Source organism: Mesobacillus subterraneus, from assembly GCF_003937825.1.
Classification (GTDB): Bacteria; Bacillota; Bacilli; order Bacillales; family Cytobacillaceae; genus Mesobacillus; species Mesobacillus subterraneus.
The window spans coordinates 16,757-36,611 of record NZ_RSFW01000007.1; the positions used below are offsets into that span (position 1 = coordinate 16,757).

The following is a 19,855-nucleotide window of genomic DNA, read 5'->3' on the forward strand; positions in this document are numbered from 1 at the left end:
TGGCGTGATAAAGACGTGGTCCCAAGTTACTGTAGGCTGTCATAATAATGTCCCGAGTTGTTATTAGGCTGTGGTAACAAAAGCGTCGATACCAAGGCGTTCGATTGCTCGGACTCTTGATTCAGCATTTTCGCGGCTGGAAAAAGCCCCGGCTTGTACACGATACCAGGTTTCTCCTGAAATGGTTTCAGTGGTTACGAAGCTGTCGATCCCATTTCCCTTCAAAGTTGTTACGCGTCTGTCTGCGTTGCTGCGTTCCTTGAATGAGCCGGCGATGACACGATACATTACGCTTCCGCGGTCACTATTTTGTTTTGGTGTAAGGTTGAATGCTCTCGCAATCCCATTCGCATGGCCCTGGGCCACATCACTAAGCCAGGAATCCTGCTTCATCAGATTTGCATCACGCGTGTTGTCGATAAAGCCATTTTCTGAAAGCATCGCGTCCATTGAGCTCTCGCGAAGCACGTGGAAATCTGCCTTCTTTTTTCCGCGGTCGTTCAGCTGATTCAGCTTCATGACTTCAGCGTGTATGATATCGCGGTATCTAGCTGTTGCGGAACTGTCTGACAGGCCGCTGTAAATGAAATCCTCGTAGCCTTGCGCCGCACCATTAAAGGCATTAATGTGAATGGATAGGTAGAAATCAGCTCCCCACGCATTCGCCTCATCAGTTCGCTCTCGCATACTCTTGGTAATATCGCTTGTCCGACTCATCCTAACCTCAATATTCACATAGCCGTTCTGCAGGATTGAACGGATTTTAAGCGCAATATCAAGGGTCAAATCCTTTTCCCGAAGGCCGTTCCCCTGTGCGCCGGGATCCGAACCGCCATGGCCTGCATCTAGATACAATTTCATAGAATCTCCTCCTTTATCATTGGCCGTTCTCTATAGAATATGTAGGAAAAAAGTATTGGTAAGGGTACCTGTCCCTTAAATGGAGGGGAAATAGGAAGCTTCCGTGCGGGTGCTTGCAGGATACTTAAGGAAGTGAGGCCCGGCCAATTGAAGGAGGATTAATTTGGGGAATAGCATAACCGCTAAACTGCCCGTTTTCAAAGTTTGGATTAATCAGAGTCAAAATGTCCCCCCTGAATCCAGGGGGACATTGTTATGTATTCCGAAGTACTGTAATGAACCCATCAAGAATCTGATGGCTGACCTTGAAGCCTTTGCTTATGTAAAAATTCAGCGCGGCTTCGTTGCCGTTCGAGACATAGATGAATCGGTCTTCAATCTCCGGGAAGGTGTCGAGCCATTCCATTGATTTTTCGAATAACACTGACCCGATCCCCAGACTGCGGTAGCCTTCTTTGATGTAAAACTGCGAGAGGCAGCCGACTTCAGCGGTTTTCACTGAGTCCATATCGAAGAAGGTGGCAAATTCGCTTGAATACACATCTTTCGGAGAGACGTTGCTATAAACGTAGCCGACAATTTGCTCGCCATCCTTTGCGACCAGGATGAAGTTCGCTGAAGCATTTTCCACTGAAGGAAGCATCCTTGTTTCAAAGCTCATGCTGTCAAAACGCTCGGGAGCTATGGTTGCTAAAGATTTTTGGTAGACCATTAATTCGTTGCAGAGATCTTTAATCAGGTCCACGTGATCAGGGGTTATTTTTTCATAAAGAATCCTTGTCATCTTCATCTTCCTTTCTAAGAGAATTATACCGCAAATAATTGTTTTGAATATTCTAAATAAATTTACTTCAATAAAATTTGTAAGCGCTCTCAATCCTGACATGCTGGTCAGGACGCGGGTTTTGCGGTCATGTAATATCATGTAACATCCTTGAAACACCTTAGAATGTTTGTTAGGTTAGATAACCGTAGCCCCCCTGAGGGGACGAAAAAACTTGGACGGCATAATTAACATAAGAATTTTTCTGTGTGGTTTGGCTGGATAGCTTTTATGCTATTTATATTTGAGAATTTGATTCTTCTACGTTAGCCGATTTCTTATTGTCTAGCTCCAGCGCCTAGCCAGTTTTCATCTCCGAAAGACTTCTCCGAGTATCTTGCGAGAAGCGTTAGCTTTGAGCAGCTCGAGACGTTTCGGTCCGCCCAATGAAGTCAAAGACCGACTTCCCTGGTCGGCCCTCCAACGCTTATCGGGGCTGACCAAGGCGCTTGCGCTTGTTCTAACCACTATGTTAATTATTTCGTTTAGGGAAAACGAAAAGGAGAGATTTGGTGACTTTTGAAGTATTTATTTCTTTAGCAGTTTATTTTATAGCAATGATCCTGATCGGATTGTATGCATACCGCAAAACGTCTGACCTGTCAGACTATATGCTTGGAGGCCGCGGCCTTGGACCTTCGGTGACGGCTTTATCAGCAGGTGCGTCTGACATGAGTGGATGGATGCTGATGGGCTTGCCGGGCGCCATGTACACGTCGGGTATTTCCAGTGCATGGATTGCCATTGGTTTATCGATTGGTGCCTATTTGAACTACCTCATTTTGGCTCCCAGACTTCGTACGTATACGGAGCTGGCGAATGATTCAATTACAATCCCCGATTTCCTTGAAAACCGCTTTTCTGATACGACAAAGATCCTGCGTTCTGTATCTGCAGTCGTGATCATCATTTTCTTTACACTTTACACATCTGCGGGTCTAGTATCAGGCGGTACATTATTCGAGTCAGCATTCGGTCTCGATTATCGCTGGGGCTTGTTCCTGACAGCTGGTGTCGTCATTGTTTATACACTATTCGGCGGCTTCCTGGCTGTTAGTTTGACGGACTTTGTCCAGGGCGTCATCATGTTCATTGCGCTTGTACTGGTGCCGGTCGTTGCTTTCACAGAGCTTGGCGGACCAACGAACGTCATGGATACGGTGAGCGCAATCGATCAGACGATGATGGATCTTTTCAAAGGGACGACCTTCCTTGGCATCATTTCACTATTGGCATGGGGACTCGGTTATTTCGGCCAGCCGCATATCATCGTCCGCTTTATGGCGATCAAGTCGATGGATGAGCTGAAACCTGCACGACGAATCGCGATGACCTGGATGATTGTATCCATCATTGGTGCATTGGCAGTCGGTCTTGTAGGTATTGCGTATGTACAGGTGAACGGTGTATCGCTTGAAAATCCGGAAACTGTATTCATCATGTTCGCGAATATCCTGTTCAATCCTTATATCACGGGCTTCCTGCTTGCAGCGATCCTGGCTGCGATCATGAGTACGATTTCTTCACAGCTGCTTGTTACATCAAGTGCGTTGACGGAGGACTTTTACAAAGCGTTTTTCCGCCGCGAAGCGACTGATAAGGAACTGGTATTCGTCGGCCGTGCAGCCGTGCTGCTTGTTGCATTAGTTGGTATTGCCCTTTCTTATACGCCTAACGATACGATTCTTTCATTGGTCGGTAATGCATGGGCCGGGTTTGGTGCAGCATTCGGTCCGGTTATGCTTCTGAGCTTGTACTGGAAGCAGATGAACCGCTGGGGTGCGCTAGCCGGTATCATCGTCGGTTCGCTTACCGTCATTATCTGGATCAGCATCGATGGCTTGTCTGAATTCATGTACGAGATGATCCCTGGCTTCTTCTTGAGCCTGATTGCCGTGATTGTCGTAAGTAAAATGACAACCGGCCCAGGAAAAGCAGTCAAAGAAGAGTTTAACGAAATGGAAAACATTATGTCTGAGTAAGTAATGGTAAAAACCTCGCCGGCAGTTAGCTGGCGAGGTTTTTTTTTGCATAAAAGAGGGTCACTACAGCGTCCCTTTAAATTTCTCAGGTTTCCTCACATAGCTTTCAATCACATACCCGCAGGTCGTGCAAATGATATACAGCACTTCGGAACCCAAACTCATTTTGCCATCAGGATACATAACTCCATATCCATTGTGCTTGCCTCTCCCAAGGTCCGTGCCGCCGCACTTGGGACACTCTTTTGTCATGTTTGCGTAATTCATTGAGATCCACCCTCTCCGAAACGATACTACCTACATTTACGCTCACAAGAGGAGGAAGTTTCAATTTTTCCTATAAAAATAACCCGCCGTTAAAGGCGGGCAGTATCATTATAGGCTGGGAACATAGTTGGGATTATCCGATTCCTTCTCTAATTCTTCCATTTCCATATGGGTCTGAGGGAATCCATTGGCGACCCATTCTGCGCGGTAGGCAGAATCAAGCTGTGTCAGGCCTCTTTCAGCAGGATCAATACCTGCATCGACACTTTCCATCTGGTCGATTTTCTCGCTGTTCCTCATATCTGTATCTTCAAGAAAACGAATCACATCTCTCTGGCTCTTACGGTATGCGGCAGTCAGCAGGACCGCACCGCCGGCCGAAAGCAGGGAAGCCAGGACAAAGTTTTTAGTTGATTTCTTCATGGTCGTTTCCTCCATTCGAAATGTAACTTCTCTTTGAACTGTATATTCCCGATTTTTCAGACTTTAAAAGTCCAGATATTAACAATTCGGTAAAAAGAGAAAGCACAGGAAACGTGTCCTGTGCTTTCTTTTACAAAATCATCTTCCGCCAAAGAATCCGTCCATCGTTCTGGTGAAGTCCCTGAATAGGCCATCACGGTTTCTGTTTGTACGGATATCGTTTGAGAATGTTCCCATCTGGTCATACATTGTATTGTCCACAGATACATACACATTATCTATTCCTCTGTGAGCCTGGCGGACTTTGTCAGCGACTTCCTGTTCAAAAGCATTGTTAGCGAGGCTGTAATTGCCGCGAGTTCCACCGCGAGCATTGCCGATATCGGTTCCGTTGCCATCATCCGCACCAAAGATATTGTTACGGTTTCCAGCAGTGCCAGCATTTTGTCTCTGACCGGTTCCAGCGTCGCCTTTGCCATCAATGATTCCGTTATTGCCAGCGCGATCATCATCCTGATCGACGCGACCATTATTGGCAAACGTTCTGCCATTTCCATCCATCGCATTATTGACCCTTGCATTCCCGTTTTCATCGTCCGCAAGTCTGACGGCAACATACGCATTATTATTGGAAATGATGACACGTGCGTCAGACACTTCTGCCATCTGCTCAACCTGACGCTCGGCACGATCGGCAACACGAAGTCTCTGGTTATCCGTAGCCGTGCCACGACCCGCCTGGTTTGTCTGAATACGCATTCCAGTGTTCCCGTTGGTATCATTAGCAGCATTGTTATTCGCACCACAGCCGGCAAGACCAAGCGCAAAAACCGCACTGCTCAATAAAAGAATAGGCTTCTTCATGATGTTCACTCCTTGTTGTTTGTTGTTCATTTTTATCATGGCTTGAAAAACCAGGACTATGCATCTTGGGAGATGTTTTAGTTATCCAATTGTGGAAGGGAGGTCACCGATTAAGCGAATGGGTGCCCTAAAAAAAATGAAATGAGCAAAAGAGGTCACCAATAGAGCGAATGGGTGACCTAAAAATCGGAAATGGAGAAAAAGAGGTCACCAATAGGGCGTATGAGTGCCCTAAAAAACGAAATTGGAGAAAAAGAGGTCACCAATGAAGCGTATGAGTGCCCAAAAAATCGGAATTGGAGAAAAAGAGGTCACCAATGAAGCGTATGGGTGACCTAAAAAACGAAATTGGGGAAAAAGAGGTCACCAATAAATCTTTTTGGCATCTCAAAAGCTAAGGTGTTGAAGGGGAATAGTCACTAGGGGGAAACATCTGATAGCAAAAATACTCTTCTGCCATAATTCGTTCAAAACATTTCAACAGAATTGTGAATGCCTTCACAAAAAACCCTATTTTCGAGATTTATTTGTTATCTTATAAGTGTAATAATACTAATTAACTTATTGGAGTGAGGACAATGTTTGCAAAGTGGTTAAGAGAAAACAACATTGCTGCTGGCCTGTTGACTGTGATTAGGGTTTGGCTCGGATATAACTGGATGACCGCTGGTTGGGGTAAGCTGACTGGTGAAGGATTTGATGCTACTGGGTATCTGAAAAATGCGGTTGCGAATCCGGTAAAAGGTCCAGATGGCAACATGGTTTACGGATGGTACGTAAACTTCCTTGAAAGCTTCGCGATTCCGAACGTTGAGATTTTCAACTTCATCGTTCCGCTTGGTGAATTCCTTGTCGGTCTTGGATTGATCCTTGGTACACTGACAACTGCCGCAATGTTCTTCGGACTAGTGATGAACTTCAGCTTCTTCATGGCTGGAACAGTATCTCACAACCCAACAGACATCTTCTTCGGCTTCATCATCCTGTTCGCAGGCTACAATGCTGGTAAATACGGTTTGGACCGCTGGGTCGTTCCATTCCTTCGCAAAAACATTTTCAAACGCGGTGAAGGAGCCGCACGCAACGCTGCATAACGCTAGTTAAATCCCCCTTTAACTATAAAATTGGCTGCCGAATTGCTCGGCAGCCATTGTTTTTATTTCATTTTTTCATCCAGATACTCAAGAATCATCACCCAGGCATCATCATGCCTTCCTTTAGATTCTTCATCGGGAAAGCCTTTGTGCTCCAAGCTTAAAAGGGTCCCGTTGTCTCTGGGTTCAAGTTCGATCGTCACGACTGTTTCCGCGCCTTTGGTTCCATCTGCTCCGGTTAGCCAGGTGAATTCAATCAGGGAGTCTGGCACCAATTTGAGAAATCTTCCGTAATGGGGATGGCGCATTTTTTCACTTTGTTCACTGGTTTTAAAGACGGTCTCAAAGAAAAAGACTGAATTGACCTCTGCCTTCATGATCAGTGTCCCGGGTTCGGCAAACCATTCATCGAACTTTTCGGTCCAGGCTCTGTAAAGGACATCTGGTTGGGACTTCATTATCCGTTCGACTTTAAAACCGAGAGGCCTGGCTGAAAGGTCGGGTATCGTGATAGGTTCCATTTATGTTTCTCCTTACTTGGTCGGATATCTTTCTTTTAAAAATGTCACAGACTGATGGATCAGTGCTTTTAATACTTCCACATCAATATCTGCGATTTTATTTATGTACACGCATGCTTTTCCTGAGGTATGCTTGCCGAACTCCTTCAATAGCGCTTCTCTTTCCGTGTCGCCCGTCGCAAAATAAAGGCTGATTTTTGCTTTCCGAGGCGAGAAGCCGACGAGCGGGGCATCTCCTTCATGCCCGGAATCGTACTTGTAATGATAGGAACCAAATCCGATAATGCTCGGTCCCCACATTTTCGCCGAATAACCCGTCGTTTCTGTAAAAATGTCCAATAAACGGTAGGCGTCTTCACGCTTTTTCGGGCTGTCTACTGCCTCGATAAACTCAATCACACTATTGTCATTTTCCTTTGTCTTCAGTTCGTACATTGTCAGGAGTGACTCCTTTCGGCTGAAAAATTTTTACCTGTGCTGGTCCAATAGGATCGGGTTGCCGTCTGGGTCTTCGATCATAATATGTGCCGGACCCTCACCGGTTTCATCTGCTTCTGACAGGAGGTTGATTCCGCTTTCTTTCAGCTGCTTCTGAAGCTCTCTTACGTCTGTAAAAGTGTCCAGATTTTCGGCGTTTTGGTTCCAGCCAGGATTAAAGGTCAGGATGTTTTTTTCAAACATTCCCTGGAACAGTCCGATAATGCAATTTTCATTTTTCATGATCAGCCAATTTTGAGCAGGGTCTCCCCCTAAAGCCTGAAAGCCCAGCTTTTCGTAAAAAGCCTTTGAAACCGCAAGATCTTTGACATTTAAACTTACTGAAAATGCACCTAGTTTCATTCCTTCATCCCCGCTTTATTGAAAATTCAGATATATTTTTAGTATAGACAAGTAAGGGGGAATTCACAACAAACTTAGTAATTTTCCATGCTGTCATAATTCGTTCAAAACATTTCAACAGAATTGTGAATTGATTCACAAAAACCCCTATTTTCGAGATTTATTTGTTATCTTATAAGTGTAATAATACTAATTAACTTATTGGAGTGAGGACAATGTTTGCAAAGTGGTTAAGAGAAAACAACATTGCTGCTGGCCTGTTGACTGTGATTAGGGTTTGGCTAGGATATAACTGGATGACTGCTGGTTGGGGCAAGCTGACTGGTGAAGGATTTGATGCTACCGGCTATCTGAAAAATGCGGTTGCCAATCCGGTAAAAGGCCCAGACGGAAACATGGTTTACGGATGGTACGTGAATTTCCTTGAAAGCTTCGCGATCCCGAACGTTGAGATTTTCAACTTCATCGTTCCGCTTGGTGAATTCCTTGTTGGTCTTGGGTTAATCCTAGGTACACTGACAACTGCTGCGATGTTCTTCGGACTAGTGATGAACTTCAGCTTCTTCCTGGCTGGAACGGTATCTCACAACCCAACAGACATCTTCTTCGGCTTCATCATCCTGTTCGCTGGCTACAATGCTGGTAAATACGGTTTGGACCGCTGGGTCGTTCCATTCCTTCGCAAAAACATTTTCAAACGCGGTGAAGAAACCGCACGGAACGCTGCATAATGCTAGTTAAATCCCCCTTTAACTATAAAAAGATGGCTGCCGAGAGTCTCGGCAGCCATTATTTTTTATACAAAAAATGTTACGGTAGAAGGAGACAAACTGAAGGAGGGAACAGTATGGTCATCCAATCCAATATGACACCAGAAGCAATCGTGCAGATCTGGGGAGATACAGCTGATGTTTTTATTAAGCACAATATACTTATTGTAAATAAACCACTAGAGACATTAGTGGAAAGCGACATTCTGCCAGCAATATTAGATGAACTCAATGCCACGGTGGGAAGTTCATCTGGCACATGTGTGGAAGGTGGCTGACAAATCCGCCGAAAAGGAGTAGGTGACTCCTTGTCTAAAAAATGGATGTGAATCGTCCGCCAGATAGACTATAATCAAATTAAAATGGAGAAATCTGGAGGAGTGCCTGTGACAACCATACATAAACCATGGATTAAGCTGAAAGAAACGATTGATCCGGAAGATTATCAACTGATCAATCAGCTTCAGGAAAAGTGCATCCAGCACGATCGAACGGCTCTTAAGCTTGAGCTGGATTATAAGCTTGGTGTGGAGAGCGGAGAAAAAGGTCTTCAAGAGTTGAATGAATTTCTCTATTTCGATGGGGAGAAGCTGATTGGCTATATCGGAATTTGCAGCTTTGGCGGTCCATGGGAAGTGAATGGGGTCGTCGATCCGGACTACAGGCGCCAGGGTGTCTTCACGAAGTTATTTGAGCTGGTGCTTGCCGAGTGGAAGCGCAGGGATTCAGGCAGCATGCTGCTGCTAAGCGACCGAAACTCTGAAGCGGGACAAAAATTCATTGCCAAAACCGGCGCACAGTATAAACATTCAGAGTATGAGATGTATTTGAAGGAAGAAGCTTCAGCTGCGGAAGAAGCTTCAGGCATTACTTTTAGAAAAGCAACGAACGCGGATGCCAGGGAAATCGCGAGGCAAAACGCGATTTATTTTAACGATGAGTATTCTGAGGAAAATGAAATGGAAACAGATGACATGATTCTTCCTGAAGTAGAGGAAAAGCGCGGAATGACTTCCTATCTCGCTGAAAAAGACGGGGAAATCATTGGTAAGGTCAACCTGCAGCTAACCTCAAAGCTAGGTGCGATCTTTGGGCTCGGAGTTTTACCCGAGCACCGTCGAAAAGGTTACGGCAGAGCGCTTCTGCTGATGGCTATCGAGAAGCTGAAGGAAGCGAATGCCAAGGAAATCATGCTACAGGTAGCAGCGGAGAATTCGAATGCGCTCAATCTATATCAATCGTGCGGTTTTGTGGAAACGTCTACGATGGATTATTTTGAATTGAAATAAGTGAAAATCCACCTTAGATTAAGGTGGATTTTCAATAAAAAGCATTAGTTTATTCTTTCAATCCCAACCAAGTAATTTGTTTTCGAAAGATAGTGGACTTTATACTCTGCTCCTAATATAAGATCAACCTCAAAAATGGTCTGCGTTGTAAAGGCTTCTCCTTGTGAGGTTATATAAATATATTCGGTTGGTCCGCTGAATCTCCCGAAATCCTGATCAACTTCATATTCTTTCAAAACAATGATTTTTTCTTCCGCTCCTTGTCTAACATACGTCAGCGCGTCTTTTGCATAGTCATCCCAGTAAACTCCTAAAAATCCATATGCCAGTCCTAGAAAGATGACAGTGAGCAGGGCACCGGGCATAATCAATCCTTTAGGATTAATTGCTTTCTTGGTCAAAATCATGTAAGTACTGCCAAGGGCTACAAATAAACCAGCTAATAAAAAAATTAAACCCCACACACCTGTTAAGAATACTTCCCTCATGAAAATGAGGATAAAAGGTCCGTTACCATGATCCAATAAGCAAAAAAGTCAATCATCATGATTAAGGGGATAGCTAAAAGAATTAAGAGTACCAATACAATGGTTATCCAAAGTTCAGGGGAGGGTCCGCTGTTTTTCTTCTTGCAGGTTTCTTTAGGCTTTTTAAGTTTTCCTTTTTGCATAAATCCTCCTGAAAAATTGGGATAGTTCTTCTACGGCAAACTCCCCCCTAAAGTTTCAGCGTCATAAATACACTATTAGGGTCTTCCTCATAGTCAGCAAAGGGCGGGCAGTATTGGAAGCCGTATTTTTCATAGAGTTTCCTCGCTGGCTGGAACGCGTCCATGGATCCTGTTTCGAGGCTGATTCTTTGATATCCGCGTCGCTGGGCTTCTTTCATGATGTGTTCGAGCATGGCCTGGGCAACTCCTTTACGCAGATGGGCAGAGGCTGTCCTCATGGATTTAAGTTCGCCGTGCTTGTTATCAATGTCCTTCAATGCGCCGCAGCCCAGCAACTGCCCGTCATCCCAGGCAGTCCAAAAGGTAATTTCCGGCTTCTTCAATTCGTCAAGAGCCAGGGCATGAATGCTTTCAGGAGGGGAGTGGAGCGTCATCCCATGCAGATGCTCCTGAATGAGAGAGATTATTTCAGAACCTGTTAAATCATCGATTTTAATTTCCATAAAATAGCCCTCAAATCTGTATAATAAATTAGCAATATCATAACCCGCGGGTCAAATGCAGACAACTAGTTTCTAATTCAGTGCGCGTTTTCCAGTATCAATTGCCATTCTTAAAGTTGTTCTGGTATGATAATTACATTATGAAGCACTGGGGGTTTTCCTTTTGACAGCATCAATGAGACTAAGAGTCTTTTCAATCGTGAACTGAATACGTTTGAAAAAAACTGCCTATGCGATTGGTCTGTCTATTTTAAGGAAACTTTTATACAGCCAGTATGTGATAAGAGGGGGAGTCCCTCTTTTTTTATATGCATAAGCGTGGGCACAGCATATAAAAAACTAAAAGAAAAGAGTGGTTAGTCCATGACTGCAGAAAAACTCAAAGAGAATTGGCTGAAGAATATCATTCTCTTTTTAAGCAGCCAGACGATTTCCCTGTTTGGGTCGTCTCTGGTTCAATACGCGATTATGTGGCATATCACGTTAACCACACAATCAGGTTTGATGATGACTTTGTACATCATTTGCGGTTTCATTCCAACCTTTCTATTATCGCCGGTCGCAGGGGTATGGGCGGACCGGTACAACCGGAAATGGCTGATTATTTTAGCTGATGGAATGATTGCTCTTTCCACTTTGCTCCTGGCGATCCTCTTTTTGATGGGATACGATTCCATTTGGCTGCTCTTTGTGATGGCGGCGATTCGCGCGCTGGGAACGGGAATCCAAACGCCAGCAGTAGGGGCAATTTTACCGCAGATCGTCCCAAAGGATAAGCTGACGAAGGTGAACGGCGCGAACGGAAGTATCCAGGCCGTCATCATGTTTGTATCGCCAATGGTCAGTGCCGCGCTATTGGCAATGGCATCGATTGAAATCATCTTTTTTATCGATGTGATCACGGCGGCGATTGCGATTGTCACTCTGTTATTCTTCTTGAAAATTGCTGTCCATGAGAAGGCTGCGGAAAAACAAACTACCAGCTACTTCAGCGATTTTAAAGAAGGAATCAAGTATGTTGGCGGGCATGCCTTTCTGAAACGGCTCTTTTTCTTCTTTGCCATCTTCCTGGTGATGATGGCGCCAGCTGCGTTCTTGACGCCATTGCAAGTGACGCGCAGTTTTGACGGCGATGTGTGGGAACTGACTGCCATCGAGATTGCCTTTTCCATCGGCATGATGGCTGGGGGCGCGATCATCGCTTCATGGGGCGGTTATAAAAATAGAGTCAGGACGATGACACTGGCCAGTTTTATCATGGGAGCCTGTACATTGGCGCTCGGTGTTGTTCCAATCTTCTGGCTGTATCTCGGATTTATGGCTTTATTCGGAGTGGCTATGCCGATTTTTAATACACCGACAACCGTGTTGCTGCAGGAGAAAGTCGAAGAAAATTATCTGGGAAGGGTGTTCGGGGTCATGGGGATGATTTCTACCTCGATGATGCCGATTGGCATGTTAATCTTTGGGCCGTTGGCGGATTTCGTCGCCATCGAATGGATGCTGATTGGAACGGGAGTATTGCTCATCGTCCTGACCTTCTTCCTCGGGCGCGACCAGGTGCTGCTTGCAGCAGGAGAGCCTGTGGCGACTGAATCAAACGCGAATTAATTGAATGTGAGAAGAGCTGCTATTTTGCGGCTCTTTTTTTCTTAATCAAACGTTTGATTAAGAAACTTCCTGGATATTTTTGGTTTATTCTGAAACTTATGAGGATCAAATCCGTATGGTCTAGTATGAGCTTGGGAACTGGAGGCGCTTGTTATGGATTTGAAGAAAGAGTTTTTAACGTGGGCTATTGTCTTATTGCTGGTTATCGCAGGAATCGCCATTTTTGATAATCTCAGAACCTCCAGGCTTGCGGCAGAACTGCAGGCAGACCGGGACGGAGCAGCCGAGAAAGTCTCCAGTTTGCAAGTGGAATTGGAAAATACATTGAGTGAGGCTGATGAGCTAAGGGAAGAGCAGAAACGTCTTGAAGAGGTGGTTGGTGACTTGGAACAGAAAAATTCTGCAATGAAGTCTCCCGTTCGCTACCAAGATTTTAAAGAAGCCATCAGTGCTGTTGAAAAGTATAAATCAGTGGATACATTTGAGGATGCTATCAAGTTCATTGCGCTCGTCAACTTTACGGGTTTTTCCACCCTGGACAGCGAAGGCACTTGCCCGTGCAGTTTCTCATTTGTCAATCGATCGATAGAATGGAAGCCGAATGTCATCACGGATTTAAAAGAGTTTACGCTTGAAGAAGGAAAAATAGCGCTAACCTATCAAACCACTGCAAAGCTCAGACACGATTATCAACTAATCATGACCAAGGCAGCCGGCTATCTCGACCAGACGGAAAGCTGAGGATAGAAGAGATCAGGCTTGTGGATAAAGAGTGAGAGGTGGAGGCTCATGTCTGAAAAAGAAAGAGAAAGGTTGAAGGCAAAGGAAATGCTTAAGAATCCTGGTGCTGCCCTGAATAATGCGTGGACTCAAGCTTATACTGGCTCCCCAAGCAGCGGCTGTCTGGTCAATGTCGTTTCGATTCTGATTGTTGTCGGTTTTGTTTTAATTGTGAGAGCTTGTTCGAATTAGGAGAGATGAAAAATGATCATTTTGCATTGTATAACGGAAAGCAAGTGGAACGAATGTAAGGGGAAAACCAGTTATGGAGAAGAGTCCGTAGAGGCATTTGGTTTTATTCACTGTTCCTCCATCGATGATTTTTGGAGAGTAGCTCCTAATTTTAAAAGTGTTAAAGAACCTCTGTTACTGTTATGCATCGACAGTAGTAAAGTGACTGCCGAAATAAAGTGGGAAGACCATGATCATTGCGGAAGAGAATACCCGCATATTTATGGTGAATTAAATCTTGATTCCGTTGTTAAAGTTGTTCCCTTTTTGAAAAATGAAAAAGGGGATTTTGTTTTGAACAAAGAGTTAGAGCACCACGATTTTTTTGTGAAAGGAAGAAAATTGTGATGAAACTCAAACAGGTCTTTTAACGAGAGAATATGGCGTTGGGAGAATGGGATCGTTTTGGAGGTTATATCATGTTAACTATATTCAGAAGAGTCATCAGTCTTATCATATTATCAATGGCCTTGTATGGATTATTCACCGATCACTTTGAATTACTCCCGTACACCATCCTCCTCCTGGGTGTTCTTATGTCAGTAATGGGGCTTGAAGAGTTTAAGAAAGATCGAAAGTCTTACTCAGGATACGGATTATTCTTTTTATCTTTTTTGATCCTTTTGGTGTCAATAAAAGGGTTGCTCTCCTAGCGCTCAGGGTTTCTGATTGTTTTTAAGATATGAAACAAGAGAACCGTCCCTGTGTTTTTCCAAAAACAGGAGAACCGTCCCTATGTTTTGCGATACTTCTTTTCTGTCCACAGGAAAATGTTTGTAATGAGTTTGGCTCCGAGTATGATGAGGATATACCCGAAAAAAAGGTGATAGTAGGTTGAGTTTCCGTATAGTTTGAATAGTCCTAGGGCTGTGATGAAGGGCTTGAAGGCGAATGCTAATATGGCTGCTGTCAGGCCCATGTAGAGGTAGTAATTTTTCTGGTGGTTCAATGTCCATTGATATACGAGCATGAATGTTACGGGAACCAGGCTGGTTTCGAGTGATAGTCCTGGAATGGTGGGAATTACTGGAAAAGGGTAGTTCAGCAATCCTGTATTTTTTGAGAAGGTGTCAACCAAACCAAACAGAACATGAATACTGTAACCAAAGAAGCCCATGAAAAAGATTTTGGATTTGTCGATTTTAAAAAACAGGATAATGAGCGGAACCAGCAGGAAAGAGACCATCATCCAATATTCAAATGAGGTATAAAGGGCGTTATCAAGCCAATATTGGTTTAGTGCTTGTTGTGATTCTTGTCTCATTTTTACGATCTCATCAAATTGTTCGATGCGGCTCTTTTCCACTGTAAATGACTCCTTGAGGTAATTGTTTTAATCATATTATTTCAAATTTGGATATTTTTATGTAAAAACCTGTATAGGGTTATTTAAATGCTATAATAGTATTTGTGAAATTTTTCAAAAATACTGCCACTACATAAACAAGGAGCTGACAATATGGTCGATTTCTCAAAAGAACGAAAAAGCCTTATAGAAAAGCATCCTGTCCTTATAGCAGTTGTGTTAACAATTTGGATCTGGTATGGGTCCTACATTCTTGGAGTTAACGTTGGGGAGTTTATGGCTAACATTAGGAACCTGCAGCCGTGAGAGTTCAATGAAATTCAAGTTGAAAACTATGCTGTCACTTTTGACAGCATTTTTTATAAGTTCGAAGGCAGGAGAAATAACGATTTTTAAAGAAGTCATTAGCGATTTTTCCAATATACAAAAGGTGGGGTTATTTTGCTGACTTTATACATAACCAGGCATGGGGAGACGGTCTGGAATACGCAAAAGCGGATGCAGGGCTGGCTTGATTCTGCATTGACGGAGAAGGGGATGGCCAACGCGGTTTCTTTAGGGGGAAGCTTGAGGGATATTGAGTTTGATGCCATTTATGCGAGCCCAAGTGAAAGAACGGTTTCGACTGCGAAATTAATAATGGGTGACAGGGAGCTTCCGTTTTATCTTGAAGAACAGCTTCGGGAAATCCATATGGGGGACTGGGAAGGGCGGACGGCCACTGAGATCCAGGAGCAATATCCGGAGGAATTCCATTCGTTTTGGAATGCTCCTCATTTGTATGAAACAAGCAGCGGGGAAAGTTTTGAGGACTTGAAAACCAGGGTGTTGCAGGCAGTCCAGTCCATTCGGGAGAAGCATGAGACTGGGAAGATTCTCGTTGTTACACACACAGTTGTCATCAAAACGTTGCTGGCCTCTTTTAAAAATCAACCTGCGGAAAAATTATGGGAGCCTCCATATATCCATGATACCAGCCTTACCATCGTGGAACTGGACGGGGAAAACTGCAGCATTGTCGTCGAGGGGGATATGTCCCACCTGGAATGTGCGGTAAAGAATTGATTAGAAAAGCGGTGGGGGCAATCGTTTTTCAGGGAGACCGATGCTTAATCGTACATAAAACAAACATCAATACAGTGAACGGTAAACATAGAATTAAAGGGGAATGGGACTTCATAAAGGGCGGAATAGAAGAAAGTGATAGGAATACTAAGGAGACACTTCTCCGTGAATTATATGAAGAAACAGGTTCCAGAGAATATAAAGTTATAAAGGAATTCGAAGAGAAGATTCATTTCAGCTTTCCAGATCACATCAAGGAGAAAATCGGATTTGAAAAACAGGAGACCACGATGTTTCTTGTGGAGTTCCTAGGTAATGCAGATTCCCTAACTCCTAAAGATCAGGAGATTGATTCCATAAAACTAATCGAATTCGATCAGGTGGGAGAAATGCTGACACACCAGGATACGAAAGAGTTCTTTAAAGAATGGATTGAAAAACAAACGAAAAAGTAACCAGGATTCCTATTCGGTTATGGGTATTGTTTTTTTTCACAGCAAATAGGGAAAAACAAGTGTATCCCGGAAAGTTGATCAATTGACAGCATTGCCGGGATGATTCAAAATACAGATAAGGGTATATAAGATGAAGGAGGCAGGAAAATGAACGATATTACGGTGTACACAACCAATACTTGACCTTACTGTACAATGATGAAACAATTCCTTGAGGGTCAAGGATTAAACTACAAAGAAGTGAATGTTCAATTTGATCAAAATGCTGCTCGCGAGCTGGTGGAAGAAACGGGCCAGATGGGCGTACCGCAAACAAAGGTGAACGGCCATTGGGTTCTCGGTTTTGATCCGGAAACGCTGATGCAGTATGTGAATAAATAATGCAAAAAAGAGGCTTAGGCCTCTTTTTTATTTTGCTCGGCACCGTTTGAATTTTTTTCGTGGTTTTGATCCAGACGACGAATCCATTCTATGAACGCTCTCACGATTAAAAAGGTAAATGAGAGGATAGAGAAAGTATAATATCCGTTCCAGCCTTTATTGTATCTCACTAAACTGGTGTTCTTTTCAAGCCAGTTCTCCACCAGTGTCATCGGGCCGCTAAAAAGGAAGACACTCAATAGTGTAGGTAAAGGCTTCATTTTATTCGTGAATTGATTGTACATGACACAGGATAAAGGAAATAGTATATAAAGAAAAACAATATTTGAATCAAATAAATTCGGGAAATAGCGATGTGGATACTTCACATACTTTTTCTTAATAACTGGGCCATCAAGTAAAGTCGAGACTAAGGTTTTACACAGGAAGATGAGAAACCAATCTTTAACCTGCCCTCTTTTTCGGGCTAAAAAAAAGACACTCCCGGCCAGTCCGAATATAGTAATCAGATTTAATAATGTCTTATCCTTCACAAAAATCACCTCTCTTGAATATGATGTTCTCTTTAGAAAAAATTATGAGTGGCTCTAGACTTCCTATTTGTTTTATCAAGGGCGTATAATATAAAATTGTTGCAGACAAAATCGAATGGAGTGCATTCATGTGAATAAGTTTCTATTTGTTATTTTTTCAATAATGGTTGTCCTTTCGGGCTGCGGGAGCTCGGACCCGAAGTCAGGTTCGGAGACGCCAGAATTGTTGGAAGTATCGATAAATGTGCCGGAAGAGATTGCTGTTGATAATGAAGTAGCCCTGGAAGCGATTGTTTCCCAAGGGAAAGAAAATGTGGAAGATGCGGATGAAGTGAAGTTCGAAATCCGCAAAGTGGGCGAAGAGGATTCGGAAATGATCACCGCAAGCCATGAAGGGAAAGGTGTGTATGTGATCAAGAAAACGTTTGGTGAAGGCGGCAAGTACATGGTAACCGCCCATGTAACAGCCAGGTCGATGCATAATATGCCTAGCGAACAAATAACTGTGGAAGATCCGGCTGCTGCTGAAGATGAGAATGCCCATGATGCAAAAGAAGAAACAGAACATGAGCATAGTGAGGATGGAGAAAACCACTCCCATGGTGAAAACTCAGGAGGTCACGACCATCATAGTGACGTGACAATTGAATTTAATGATGGCAGTGATTTTAAAGTAAATGAAAAAGCTGTTTTATCGGCCAATATCAATAGTGACAATCAGCCTTTAACAAAGGCCACAGTCAGGTTTGAAGTCTGGTTTGAAAATGAACACAATCATGAATATGTTACTGCTGTTGAAGGAAGCAATGGGATATATACTTCTGAAAAAACTTTCTCCAAAGCTGGTACCTACCATATAAAAGTTCATGTTGAAAAAGGTGAAATACACGATCATCAGGAAAATAAAATTGAAGTGAAATAACTTGGCTGGCAAGGAGCGTTAATCCATTATGAACTGCACCCCAAATGTTAGACACGATTCTAACATTTGGAGGTGCATTTTTTTATGGCAGAGGTATAAGGCCAGACTTTCGAACATTAAATTTAAGAAAGGGTGGCTTTTTATCCAAGTAAGAACTCTTAAAGGGGGAGAGTGAGTGGGGAAAATCCTGGCCATTATTTTTATCAGCCTTTTCATTACAGGTGTTTTTTGGGTGGGTAGCGGAGAGTTCAGTATACACGGTCACTCAAGCATTACCCCTGATAACAAGGCTTTTTTTGAAGAAAAGAAACCATTTCATCTTGGATACGTATTCCGTTGGAATGGAGTTGGTCAACCAGTAATTCAGGATATTATTTTGATAAAAAAAGACGGAACGAAAGTTGGAAATGATGATAAACGGATTTCTATTAAAGTATATATTTCTGAACAAGGAATTGGAGCTGTTGATGAAGGAACGGCAATAGATGAAGGGTACTTTGAACAGTATCTTCCGGTCGAGGATTTCAAAGTAACAAATAAGATCCTTTTTCTTGTATTAAGAGTGGAATTAAAAGATGAGTCTTTCGAAAATGACATTGAACAAATGCTGATTGAATTTAAAATGATGAATTTTAATAGAGCAAAATATATTGATTTTCCAGGCATTGTGGATGAGACAAATTGATTTGGCTGACTTTTAAAATAAGAAGGATTCCCCTCCATTCCTGTTGAAATTAATGGTAGGAACGATTAGGGAGGAGTTTTTATGAATAAGCGGGGAGTGGGTGTTGCGTTCATCGCAATTTCTGCGTTACTGATTTCATCAAAATATATCAGTGCAGCAATCTTTGGTTCGGGAGTGGCCAGTTGGGACAAGTCTCTGTATGACGCCATGCTAAGTTATGTTGGTAACACGTTAAGTACTTTTAGTGTAGTTACTTTTGTGGTTGGGGTGGGTTACATAGTCTGGGCCGAACGGGAGAACTGGAAGGGTCAAGAGAGTGAGCGGAATGATAAGGAAGTGAACTCGTGACTGAAATCCAGTTTCTGGCCTCATCGAAGCTGTTTAGGATTCCTGAGGAGATGGACGAAAACAACGGTTTCTTTTTCGAAAAGGACGTGGGTTTTGGGGTGTTTGATTTGGAGCCCTATTGGATCGACATCATGCAGCCGTTTTTCACGATGCCGTACCTCTATGAAGCAAGAGGGTTGGGGAATAAACGATTTTGGGCGTATATCGGGCATCATATGGAGCCGGGAGATGTGATTGAGTTGTATCATATTCCTGTGCAAAACTGGTATGAGGACGCCATTCGCAAGATGCAGGAAAAACCTCAGCACATCACCATTAATATAGGAAGTCGCACGTATGAAAATGAGTATGGGAGTTTCAAGTTTAATGAGAAAAATTGGCTAGAGGAGCTATCCCGCCGGACGCTGGTGACCGAATATGGTGTGACTACGATAATAAATTATTGAGGTATTTTTATATGAAAGAAAAGATGAATATTTGGTCGTTTGGATTATCTATTATTTGTTTACTCCTCTTTTTCATCTTTGCTTTTTCAGGCCTATTCGATGATTCGATCATGGGAACACACCCTTTAAATATTGTCTTATCGATATCCTTGCTCACCTTTTTCTTAGGAGTAGTAGGCCTAGGA

The 19,855-nt window shown here is 43.3% G+C and carries 30 protein-coding genes; 17 read left to right on the forward strand and 13 right to left on the reverse strand.

Going from position 1 to position 19,855, the window contains the following annotated elements; translation table 11 throughout:
• Positions 1–63: 63 nt before the first annotated feature.
• Together EJA10_RS04765 and EJA10_RS04770 are read right to left on the reverse strand one after the other, a co-directional pair.
• Complete coding sequence (locus EJA10_RS04765; protein WP_125478872.1) at positions 64–861, reverse strand: N-acetylmuramoyl-L-alanine amidase; 798 nt, start codon at positions 859–861, stop codon at positions 64–66.
• A gap of 253 nt (positions 862–1,114) precedes the next feature.
• The gene (locus tag EJA10_RS04770) at positions 1,115–1,645 is read right to left on the reverse strand and encodes a GNAT family N-acetyltransferase (RefSeq protein WP_125478873.1); all 531 of its coding nucleotides are present in this window, start codon (positions 1,643–1,645) and stop codon (positions 1,115–1,117) included.
• Positions 1,646–2,196: 551 nt separating this feature from the next.
• Between EJA10_RS04770 and putP the strand changes: the two genes are divergently transcribed.
• Complete coding sequence (putP, locus tag EJA10_RS04775) at positions 2,197–3,666, forward strand: sodium/proline symporter PutP (RefSeq protein WP_125478874.1); 1,470 nt, start codon at positions 2,197–2,199, stop codon at positions 3,664–3,666.
• Positions 3,667–3,729: 63 nt separating this feature from the next.
• On the opposite strand, the gene EJA10_RS04780 is transcribed toward putP, so the two are convergent.
• The 3 genes from EJA10_RS04780 to EJA10_RS04790 form a co-directional block, all read right to left on the reverse strand.
• Positions 3,730–3,933 (reverse strand): transcription initiation factor TFIIIB, encoded by a 204-nt coding sequence (locus EJA10_RS04780; protein WP_125478875.1) that lies wholly within the window; start codon positions 3,931–3,933, stop codon positions 3,730–3,732.
• Positions 3,934–4,041: 108 nt separating this feature from the next.
• Entirely contained in the window at positions 4,042–4,356 is a 315-nt protein-coding gene (locus EJA10_RS04785; protein ID WP_125478876.1) for a hypothetical protein, read from the reverse strand.
• Between the two features lie 138 nt (positions 4,357–4,494).
• Positions 4,495–5,220, reverse strand: a complete 726-nt coding sequence (locus tag EJA10_RS04790) for a YhcN/YlaJ family sporulation lipoprotein (protein WP_170169070.1) — start codon at positions 5,218–5,220, stop codon at positions 4,495–4,497.
• A gap of 578 nt (positions 5,221–5,798) precedes the next feature.
• On the opposite strand from EJA10_RS04790, the gene EJA10_RS04795 reads away from it, so the two are divergent.
• Positions 5,799–6,314 (forward strand): DoxX family protein, encoded by a 516-nt coding sequence (locus tag EJA10_RS04795; RefSeq protein ID WP_125478878.1) that lies wholly within the window; start codon positions 5,799–5,801, stop codon positions 6,312–6,314.
• Positions 6,315–6,376: 62 nt separating this feature from the next.
• On the opposite strand, the gene EJA10_RS04800 is transcribed toward EJA10_RS04795, so the two are convergent.
• The 3 genes from EJA10_RS04800 to EJA10_RS04810 are packed head-to-tail and all read right to left on the reverse strand — an operon-like array spanning position 6,377 to position 7,675.
• Positions 6,377–6,835 carry an SRPBCC family protein gene (locus tag EJA10_RS04800; protein WP_125478879.1) on the reverse strand — a complete coding sequence of 153 codons (459 nt, stop codon included), beginning with the start codon at positions 6,833–6,835 and terminating at the stop codon, positions 6,377–6,379.
• 12 nt (positions 6,836–6,847) lie between these two features.
• On the reverse strand, positions 6,848–7,270 hold the full coding sequence (locus tag EJA10_RS04805) for a DUF1801 domain-containing protein (RefSeq protein WP_125478880.1): 423 nt from the start codon (positions 7,268–7,270) through the stop codon (positions 6,848–6,850).
• A 33-nt stretch (positions 7,271–7,303) separates the two neighbouring features.
• Positions 7,304–7,675 carry a VOC family protein gene (locus tag EJA10_RS04810; protein ID WP_125478881.1) on the reverse strand — a complete coding sequence of 124 codons (372 nt, stop codon included), beginning with the start codon at positions 7,673–7,675 and terminating at the stop codon, positions 7,304–7,306.
• A 215-nt stretch (positions 7,676–7,890) separates the two neighbouring features.
• On the opposite strand from EJA10_RS04810, the gene EJA10_RS04815 reads away from it, so the two are divergent.
• The 3 genes from EJA10_RS04815 to EJA10_RS04825 all read left to right on the forward strand — a co-directional run bounded on the left by EJA10_RS04815 (position 7,891) and on the right by EJA10_RS04825 (position 9,734).
• Positions 7,891–8,406, forward strand: coding sequence for a DoxX family protein (locus EJA10_RS04815; protein WP_125478882.1), 516 nt, complete (start codon positions 7,891–7,893; stop codon positions 8,404–8,406).
• A 116-nt stretch (positions 8,407–8,522) separates the two neighbouring features.
• Entirely contained in the window at positions 8,523–8,723 is a 201-nt protein-coding gene (locus tag EJA10_RS04820) for a hypothetical protein (protein WP_125478883.1), read from the forward strand.
• 108 nt (positions 8,724–8,831) lie between these two features.
• Positions 8,832–9,734, forward strand: a complete 903-nt coding sequence (locus EJA10_RS04825; RefSeq protein WP_211340532.1) for a GNAT family N-acetyltransferase — start codon at positions 8,832–8,834, stop codon at positions 9,732–9,734.
• A gap of 44 nt (positions 9,735–9,778) precedes the next feature.
• On the opposite strand, the gene EJA10_RS04830 is transcribed toward EJA10_RS04825, so the two are convergent.
• From EJA10_RS04830 to EJA10_RS04840, 3 genes are read right to left on the reverse strand one after another with little or no spacing between them, the layout of a single operon-like run.
• Positions 9,779–10,198 carry a hypothetical protein gene (locus EJA10_RS04830; RefSeq protein ID WP_125478885.1) on the reverse strand — a complete coding sequence of 140 codons (420 nt, stop codon included), beginning with the start codon at positions 10,196–10,198 and terminating at the stop codon, positions 9,779–9,781.
• A 20-nt stretch (positions 10,199–10,218) separates the two neighbouring features.
• A complete protein-coding gene (locus tag EJA10_RS04835; protein WP_125478886.1) occupies positions 10,219–10,404 on the reverse strand; it encodes a hypothetical protein in 186 nt (61 codons plus the stop codon).
• Between the two features lie 47 nt (positions 10,405–10,451).
• Positions 10,452–10,907 carry a GNAT family N-acetyltransferase gene (locus EJA10_RS04840; protein ID WP_125478887.1) on the reverse strand — a complete coding sequence of 152 codons (456 nt, stop codon included), beginning with the start codon at positions 10,905–10,907 and terminating at the stop codon, positions 10,452–10,454.
• A 363-nt stretch (positions 10,908–11,270) separates the two neighbouring features.
• On the opposite strand from EJA10_RS04840, the gene EJA10_RS04845 reads away from it, so the two are divergent.
• From EJA10_RS04845 to EJA10_RS04865, 5 genes are all read left to right on the forward strand, one after another.
• On the forward strand, positions 11,271–12,518 hold the full coding sequence (locus EJA10_RS04845; RefSeq protein ID WP_125478888.1) for an MFS transporter: 1,248 nt from the start codon (positions 11,271–11,273) through the stop codon (positions 12,516–12,518).
• Positions 12,519–12,671: 153 nt separating this feature from the next.
• The gene (locus tag EJA10_RS04850) at positions 12,672–13,259 is read left to right on the forward strand and encodes a coiled-coil domain-containing protein (protein ID WP_125478889.1); all 588 of its coding nucleotides are present in this window, start codon (positions 12,672–12,674) and stop codon (positions 13,257–13,259) included.
• Positions 13,260–13,307: 48 nt separating this feature from the next.
• Positions 13,308–13,490, forward strand: coding sequence for a hypothetical protein (locus EJA10_RS04855; RefSeq protein ID WP_125478890.1), 183 nt, complete (start codon positions 13,308–13,310; stop codon positions 13,488–13,490).
• 12 nt (positions 13,491–13,502) lie between these two features.
• Positions 13,503–13,877 carry a DUF952 domain-containing protein gene (locus EJA10_RS04860; RefSeq protein WP_125478891.1) on the forward strand — a complete coding sequence of 125 codons (375 nt, stop codon included), beginning with the start codon at positions 13,503–13,505 and terminating at the stop codon, positions 13,875–13,877.
• Between the two features lie 71 nt (positions 13,878–13,948).
• On the forward strand, positions 13,949–14,182 hold the full coding sequence (locus EJA10_RS04865) for a hypothetical protein (protein WP_125478892.1): 234 nt from the start codon (positions 13,949–13,951) through the stop codon (positions 14,180–14,182).
• Positions 14,183–14,262: 80 nt separating this feature from the next.
• Here EJA10_RS04865 and EJA10_RS04870 read toward each other — a convergent pair whose 3' ends face one another.
• On the reverse strand, positions 14,263–14,835 hold the full coding sequence (locus EJA10_RS04870; protein WP_125478893.1) for a hypothetical protein: 573 nt from the start codon (positions 14,833–14,835) through the stop codon (positions 14,263–14,265).
• Positions 14,836–15,276: 441 nt separating this feature from the next.
• On the opposite strand from EJA10_RS04870, the gene EJA10_RS04875 reads away from it, so the two are divergent.
• The 3 genes from EJA10_RS04875 to EJA10_RS04885 all read left to right on the forward strand — a co-directional run bounded on the left by EJA10_RS04875 (position 15,277) and on the right by EJA10_RS04885 (position 16,736).
• The gene (locus tag EJA10_RS04875; protein ID WP_425462065.1) at positions 15,277–15,900 is read left to right on the forward strand and encodes a histidine phosphatase family protein; all 624 of its coding nucleotides are present in this window, start codon (positions 15,277–15,279) and stop codon (positions 15,898–15,900) included.
• Positions 15,897–16,355, forward strand: coding sequence for an NUDIX domain-containing protein (locus EJA10_RS04880; RefSeq protein ID WP_125478895.1), 459 nt, complete (start codon positions 15,897–15,899; stop codon positions 16,353–16,355). Before EJA10_RS04875 ends, EJA10_RS04880 begins: the two co-directional genes overlap by 4 nt.
• Before the next feature lie 147 nt (positions 16,356–16,502).
• Positions 16,503–16,736, forward strand: a complete 234-nt coding sequence (locus EJA10_RS04885; protein ID WP_125478896.1) for a glutaredoxin family protein — start codon at positions 16,503–16,505, stop codon at positions 16,734–16,736.
• Between the two features lie 14 nt (positions 16,737–16,750).
• Here EJA10_RS04885 and EJA10_RS04890 read toward each other — a convergent pair whose 3' ends face one another.
• Entirely contained in the window at positions 16,751–17,269 is a 519-nt protein-coding gene (locus EJA10_RS04890; protein ID WP_125478897.1) for a CBO0543 family protein, read from the reverse strand.
• A 130-nt stretch (positions 17,270–17,399) separates the two neighbouring features.
• On the opposite strand from EJA10_RS04890, the gene EJA10_RS04895 reads away from it, so the two are divergent.
• From EJA10_RS04895 to EJA10_RS04910, 4 genes are all read left to right on the forward strand, one after another.
• Positions 17,400–18,191, forward strand: coding sequence for a FixH family protein (locus EJA10_RS04895; RefSeq protein ID WP_170169071.1), 792 nt, complete (start codon positions 17,400–17,402; stop codon positions 18,189–18,191).
• 175 nt (positions 18,192–18,366) lie between these two features.
• Entirely contained in the window at positions 18,367–18,876 is a 510-nt protein-coding gene (locus EJA10_RS04900; RefSeq protein ID WP_125478899.1) for a hypothetical protein, read from the forward strand.
• Between the two features lie 81 nt (positions 18,877–18,957).
• A complete protein-coding gene (locus EJA10_RS04905; RefSeq protein WP_125478900.1) occupies positions 18,958–19,224 on the forward strand; it encodes a hypothetical protein in 267 nt (88 codons plus the stop codon).
• Positions 19,221–19,670, forward strand: a complete 450-nt coding sequence (locus EJA10_RS04910; RefSeq protein ID WP_125478901.1) for a hypothetical protein — start codon at positions 19,221–19,223, stop codon at positions 19,668–19,670. The genes EJA10_RS04905 and EJA10_RS04910 overlap by 4 nt, the downstream gene beginning before the upstream one ends.
• The last annotated feature ends 185 nt before the right edge of the window (positions 19,671–19,855 follow it).

What these genes read in the sequence shown, in the direction of transcription:
- EJA10_RS04765 (WP_125478872.1), bottom strand. Translation starts at nt 861, where the DNA reads ATGAAATTGTATCTAGATGCAGGCCATGGCGGTTCGGATCCCGGCGCA.
- EJA10_RS04770 (WP_125478873.1), bottom strand. Translation starts at nt 1,645, where the DNA reads ATGACAAGGATTCTTTATGAAAAAATAACCCCTGATCACGTGGACCTG.
- EJA10_RS04780 (WP_125478875.1), bottom strand. Translation starts at nt 3,933, where the DNA reads ATGAATTACGCAAACATGACAAAAGAGTGTCCCAAGTGCGGCGGCACG.
- EJA10_RS04785 (WP_125478876.1), bottom strand. Translation starts at nt 4,356, where the DNA reads ATGAAGAAATCAACTAAAAACTTTGTCCTGGCTTCCCTGCTTTCGGCC.
- EJA10_RS04790 (WP_170169070.1), bottom strand. Translation starts at nt 5,220, where the DNA reads ATGAAGAAGCCTATTCTTTTATTGAGCAGTGCGGTTTTTGCGCTTGGT.
- EJA10_RS04795 (WP_125478878.1), top strand. Translation starts at nt 5,799, where the DNA reads ATGTTTGCAAAGTGGTTAAGAGAAAACAACATTGCTGCTGGCCTGTTG.
- EJA10_RS04800 (WP_125478879.1), bottom strand. Translation starts at nt 6,835, where the DNA reads ATGGAACCTATCACGATACCCGACCTTTCAGCCAGGCCTCTCGGTTTT.
- EJA10_RS04805 (WP_125478880.1), bottom strand. Translation starts at nt 7,270, where the DNA reads ATGTACGAACTGAAGACAAAGGAAAATGACAATAGTGTGATTGAGTTT.
- EJA10_RS04810 (WP_125478881.1), bottom strand. Translation starts at nt 7,675, where the DNA reads ATGAAACTAGGTGCATTTTCAGTAAGTTTAAATGTCAAAGATCTTGCG.
- EJA10_RS04815 (WP_125478882.1), top strand. Translation starts at nt 7,891, where the DNA reads ATGTTTGCAAAGTGGTTAAGAGAAAACAACATTGCTGCTGGCCTGTTG.
- EJA10_RS04820 (WP_125478883.1), top strand. Translation starts at nt 8,523, where the DNA reads ATGGTCATCCAATCCAATATGACACCAGAAGCAATCGTGCAGATCTGG.
- EJA10_RS04835 (WP_125478886.1), bottom strand. Translation starts at nt 10,404, where the DNA reads ATGCAAAAAGGAAAACTTAAAAAGCCTAAAGAAACCTGCAAGAAGAAA.
- EJA10_RS04840 (WP_125478887.1), bottom strand. Translation starts at nt 10,907, where the DNA reads ATGGAAATTAAAATCGATGATTTAACAGGTTCTGAAATAATCTCTCTC.
- EJA10_RS04845 (WP_125478888.1), top strand. Translation starts at nt 11,271, where the DNA reads ATGACTGCAGAAAAACTCAAAGAGAATTGGCTGAAGAATATCATTCTC.
- EJA10_RS04850 (WP_125478889.1), top strand. Translation starts at nt 12,672, where the DNA reads ATGGATTTGAAGAAAGAGTTTTTAACGTGGGCTATTGTCTTATTGCTG.
- EJA10_RS04855 (WP_125478890.1), top strand. Translation starts at nt 13,308, where the DNA reads ATGTCTGAAAAAGAAAGAGAAAGGTTGAAGGCAAAGGAAATGCTTAAG.
- EJA10_RS04860 (WP_125478891.1), top strand. Translation starts at nt 13,503, where the DNA reads ATGATCATTTTGCATTGTATAACGGAAAGCAAGTGGAACGAATGTAAG.
- EJA10_RS04865 (WP_125478892.1), top strand. Translation starts at nt 13,949, where the DNA reads ATGTTAACTATATTCAGAAGAGTCATCAGTCTTATCATATTATCAATG.
- EJA10_RS04905 (WP_125478900.1), top strand. Translation starts at nt 18,958, where the DNA reads ATGAATAAGCGGGGAGTGGGTGTTGCGTTCATCGCAATTTCTGCGTTA.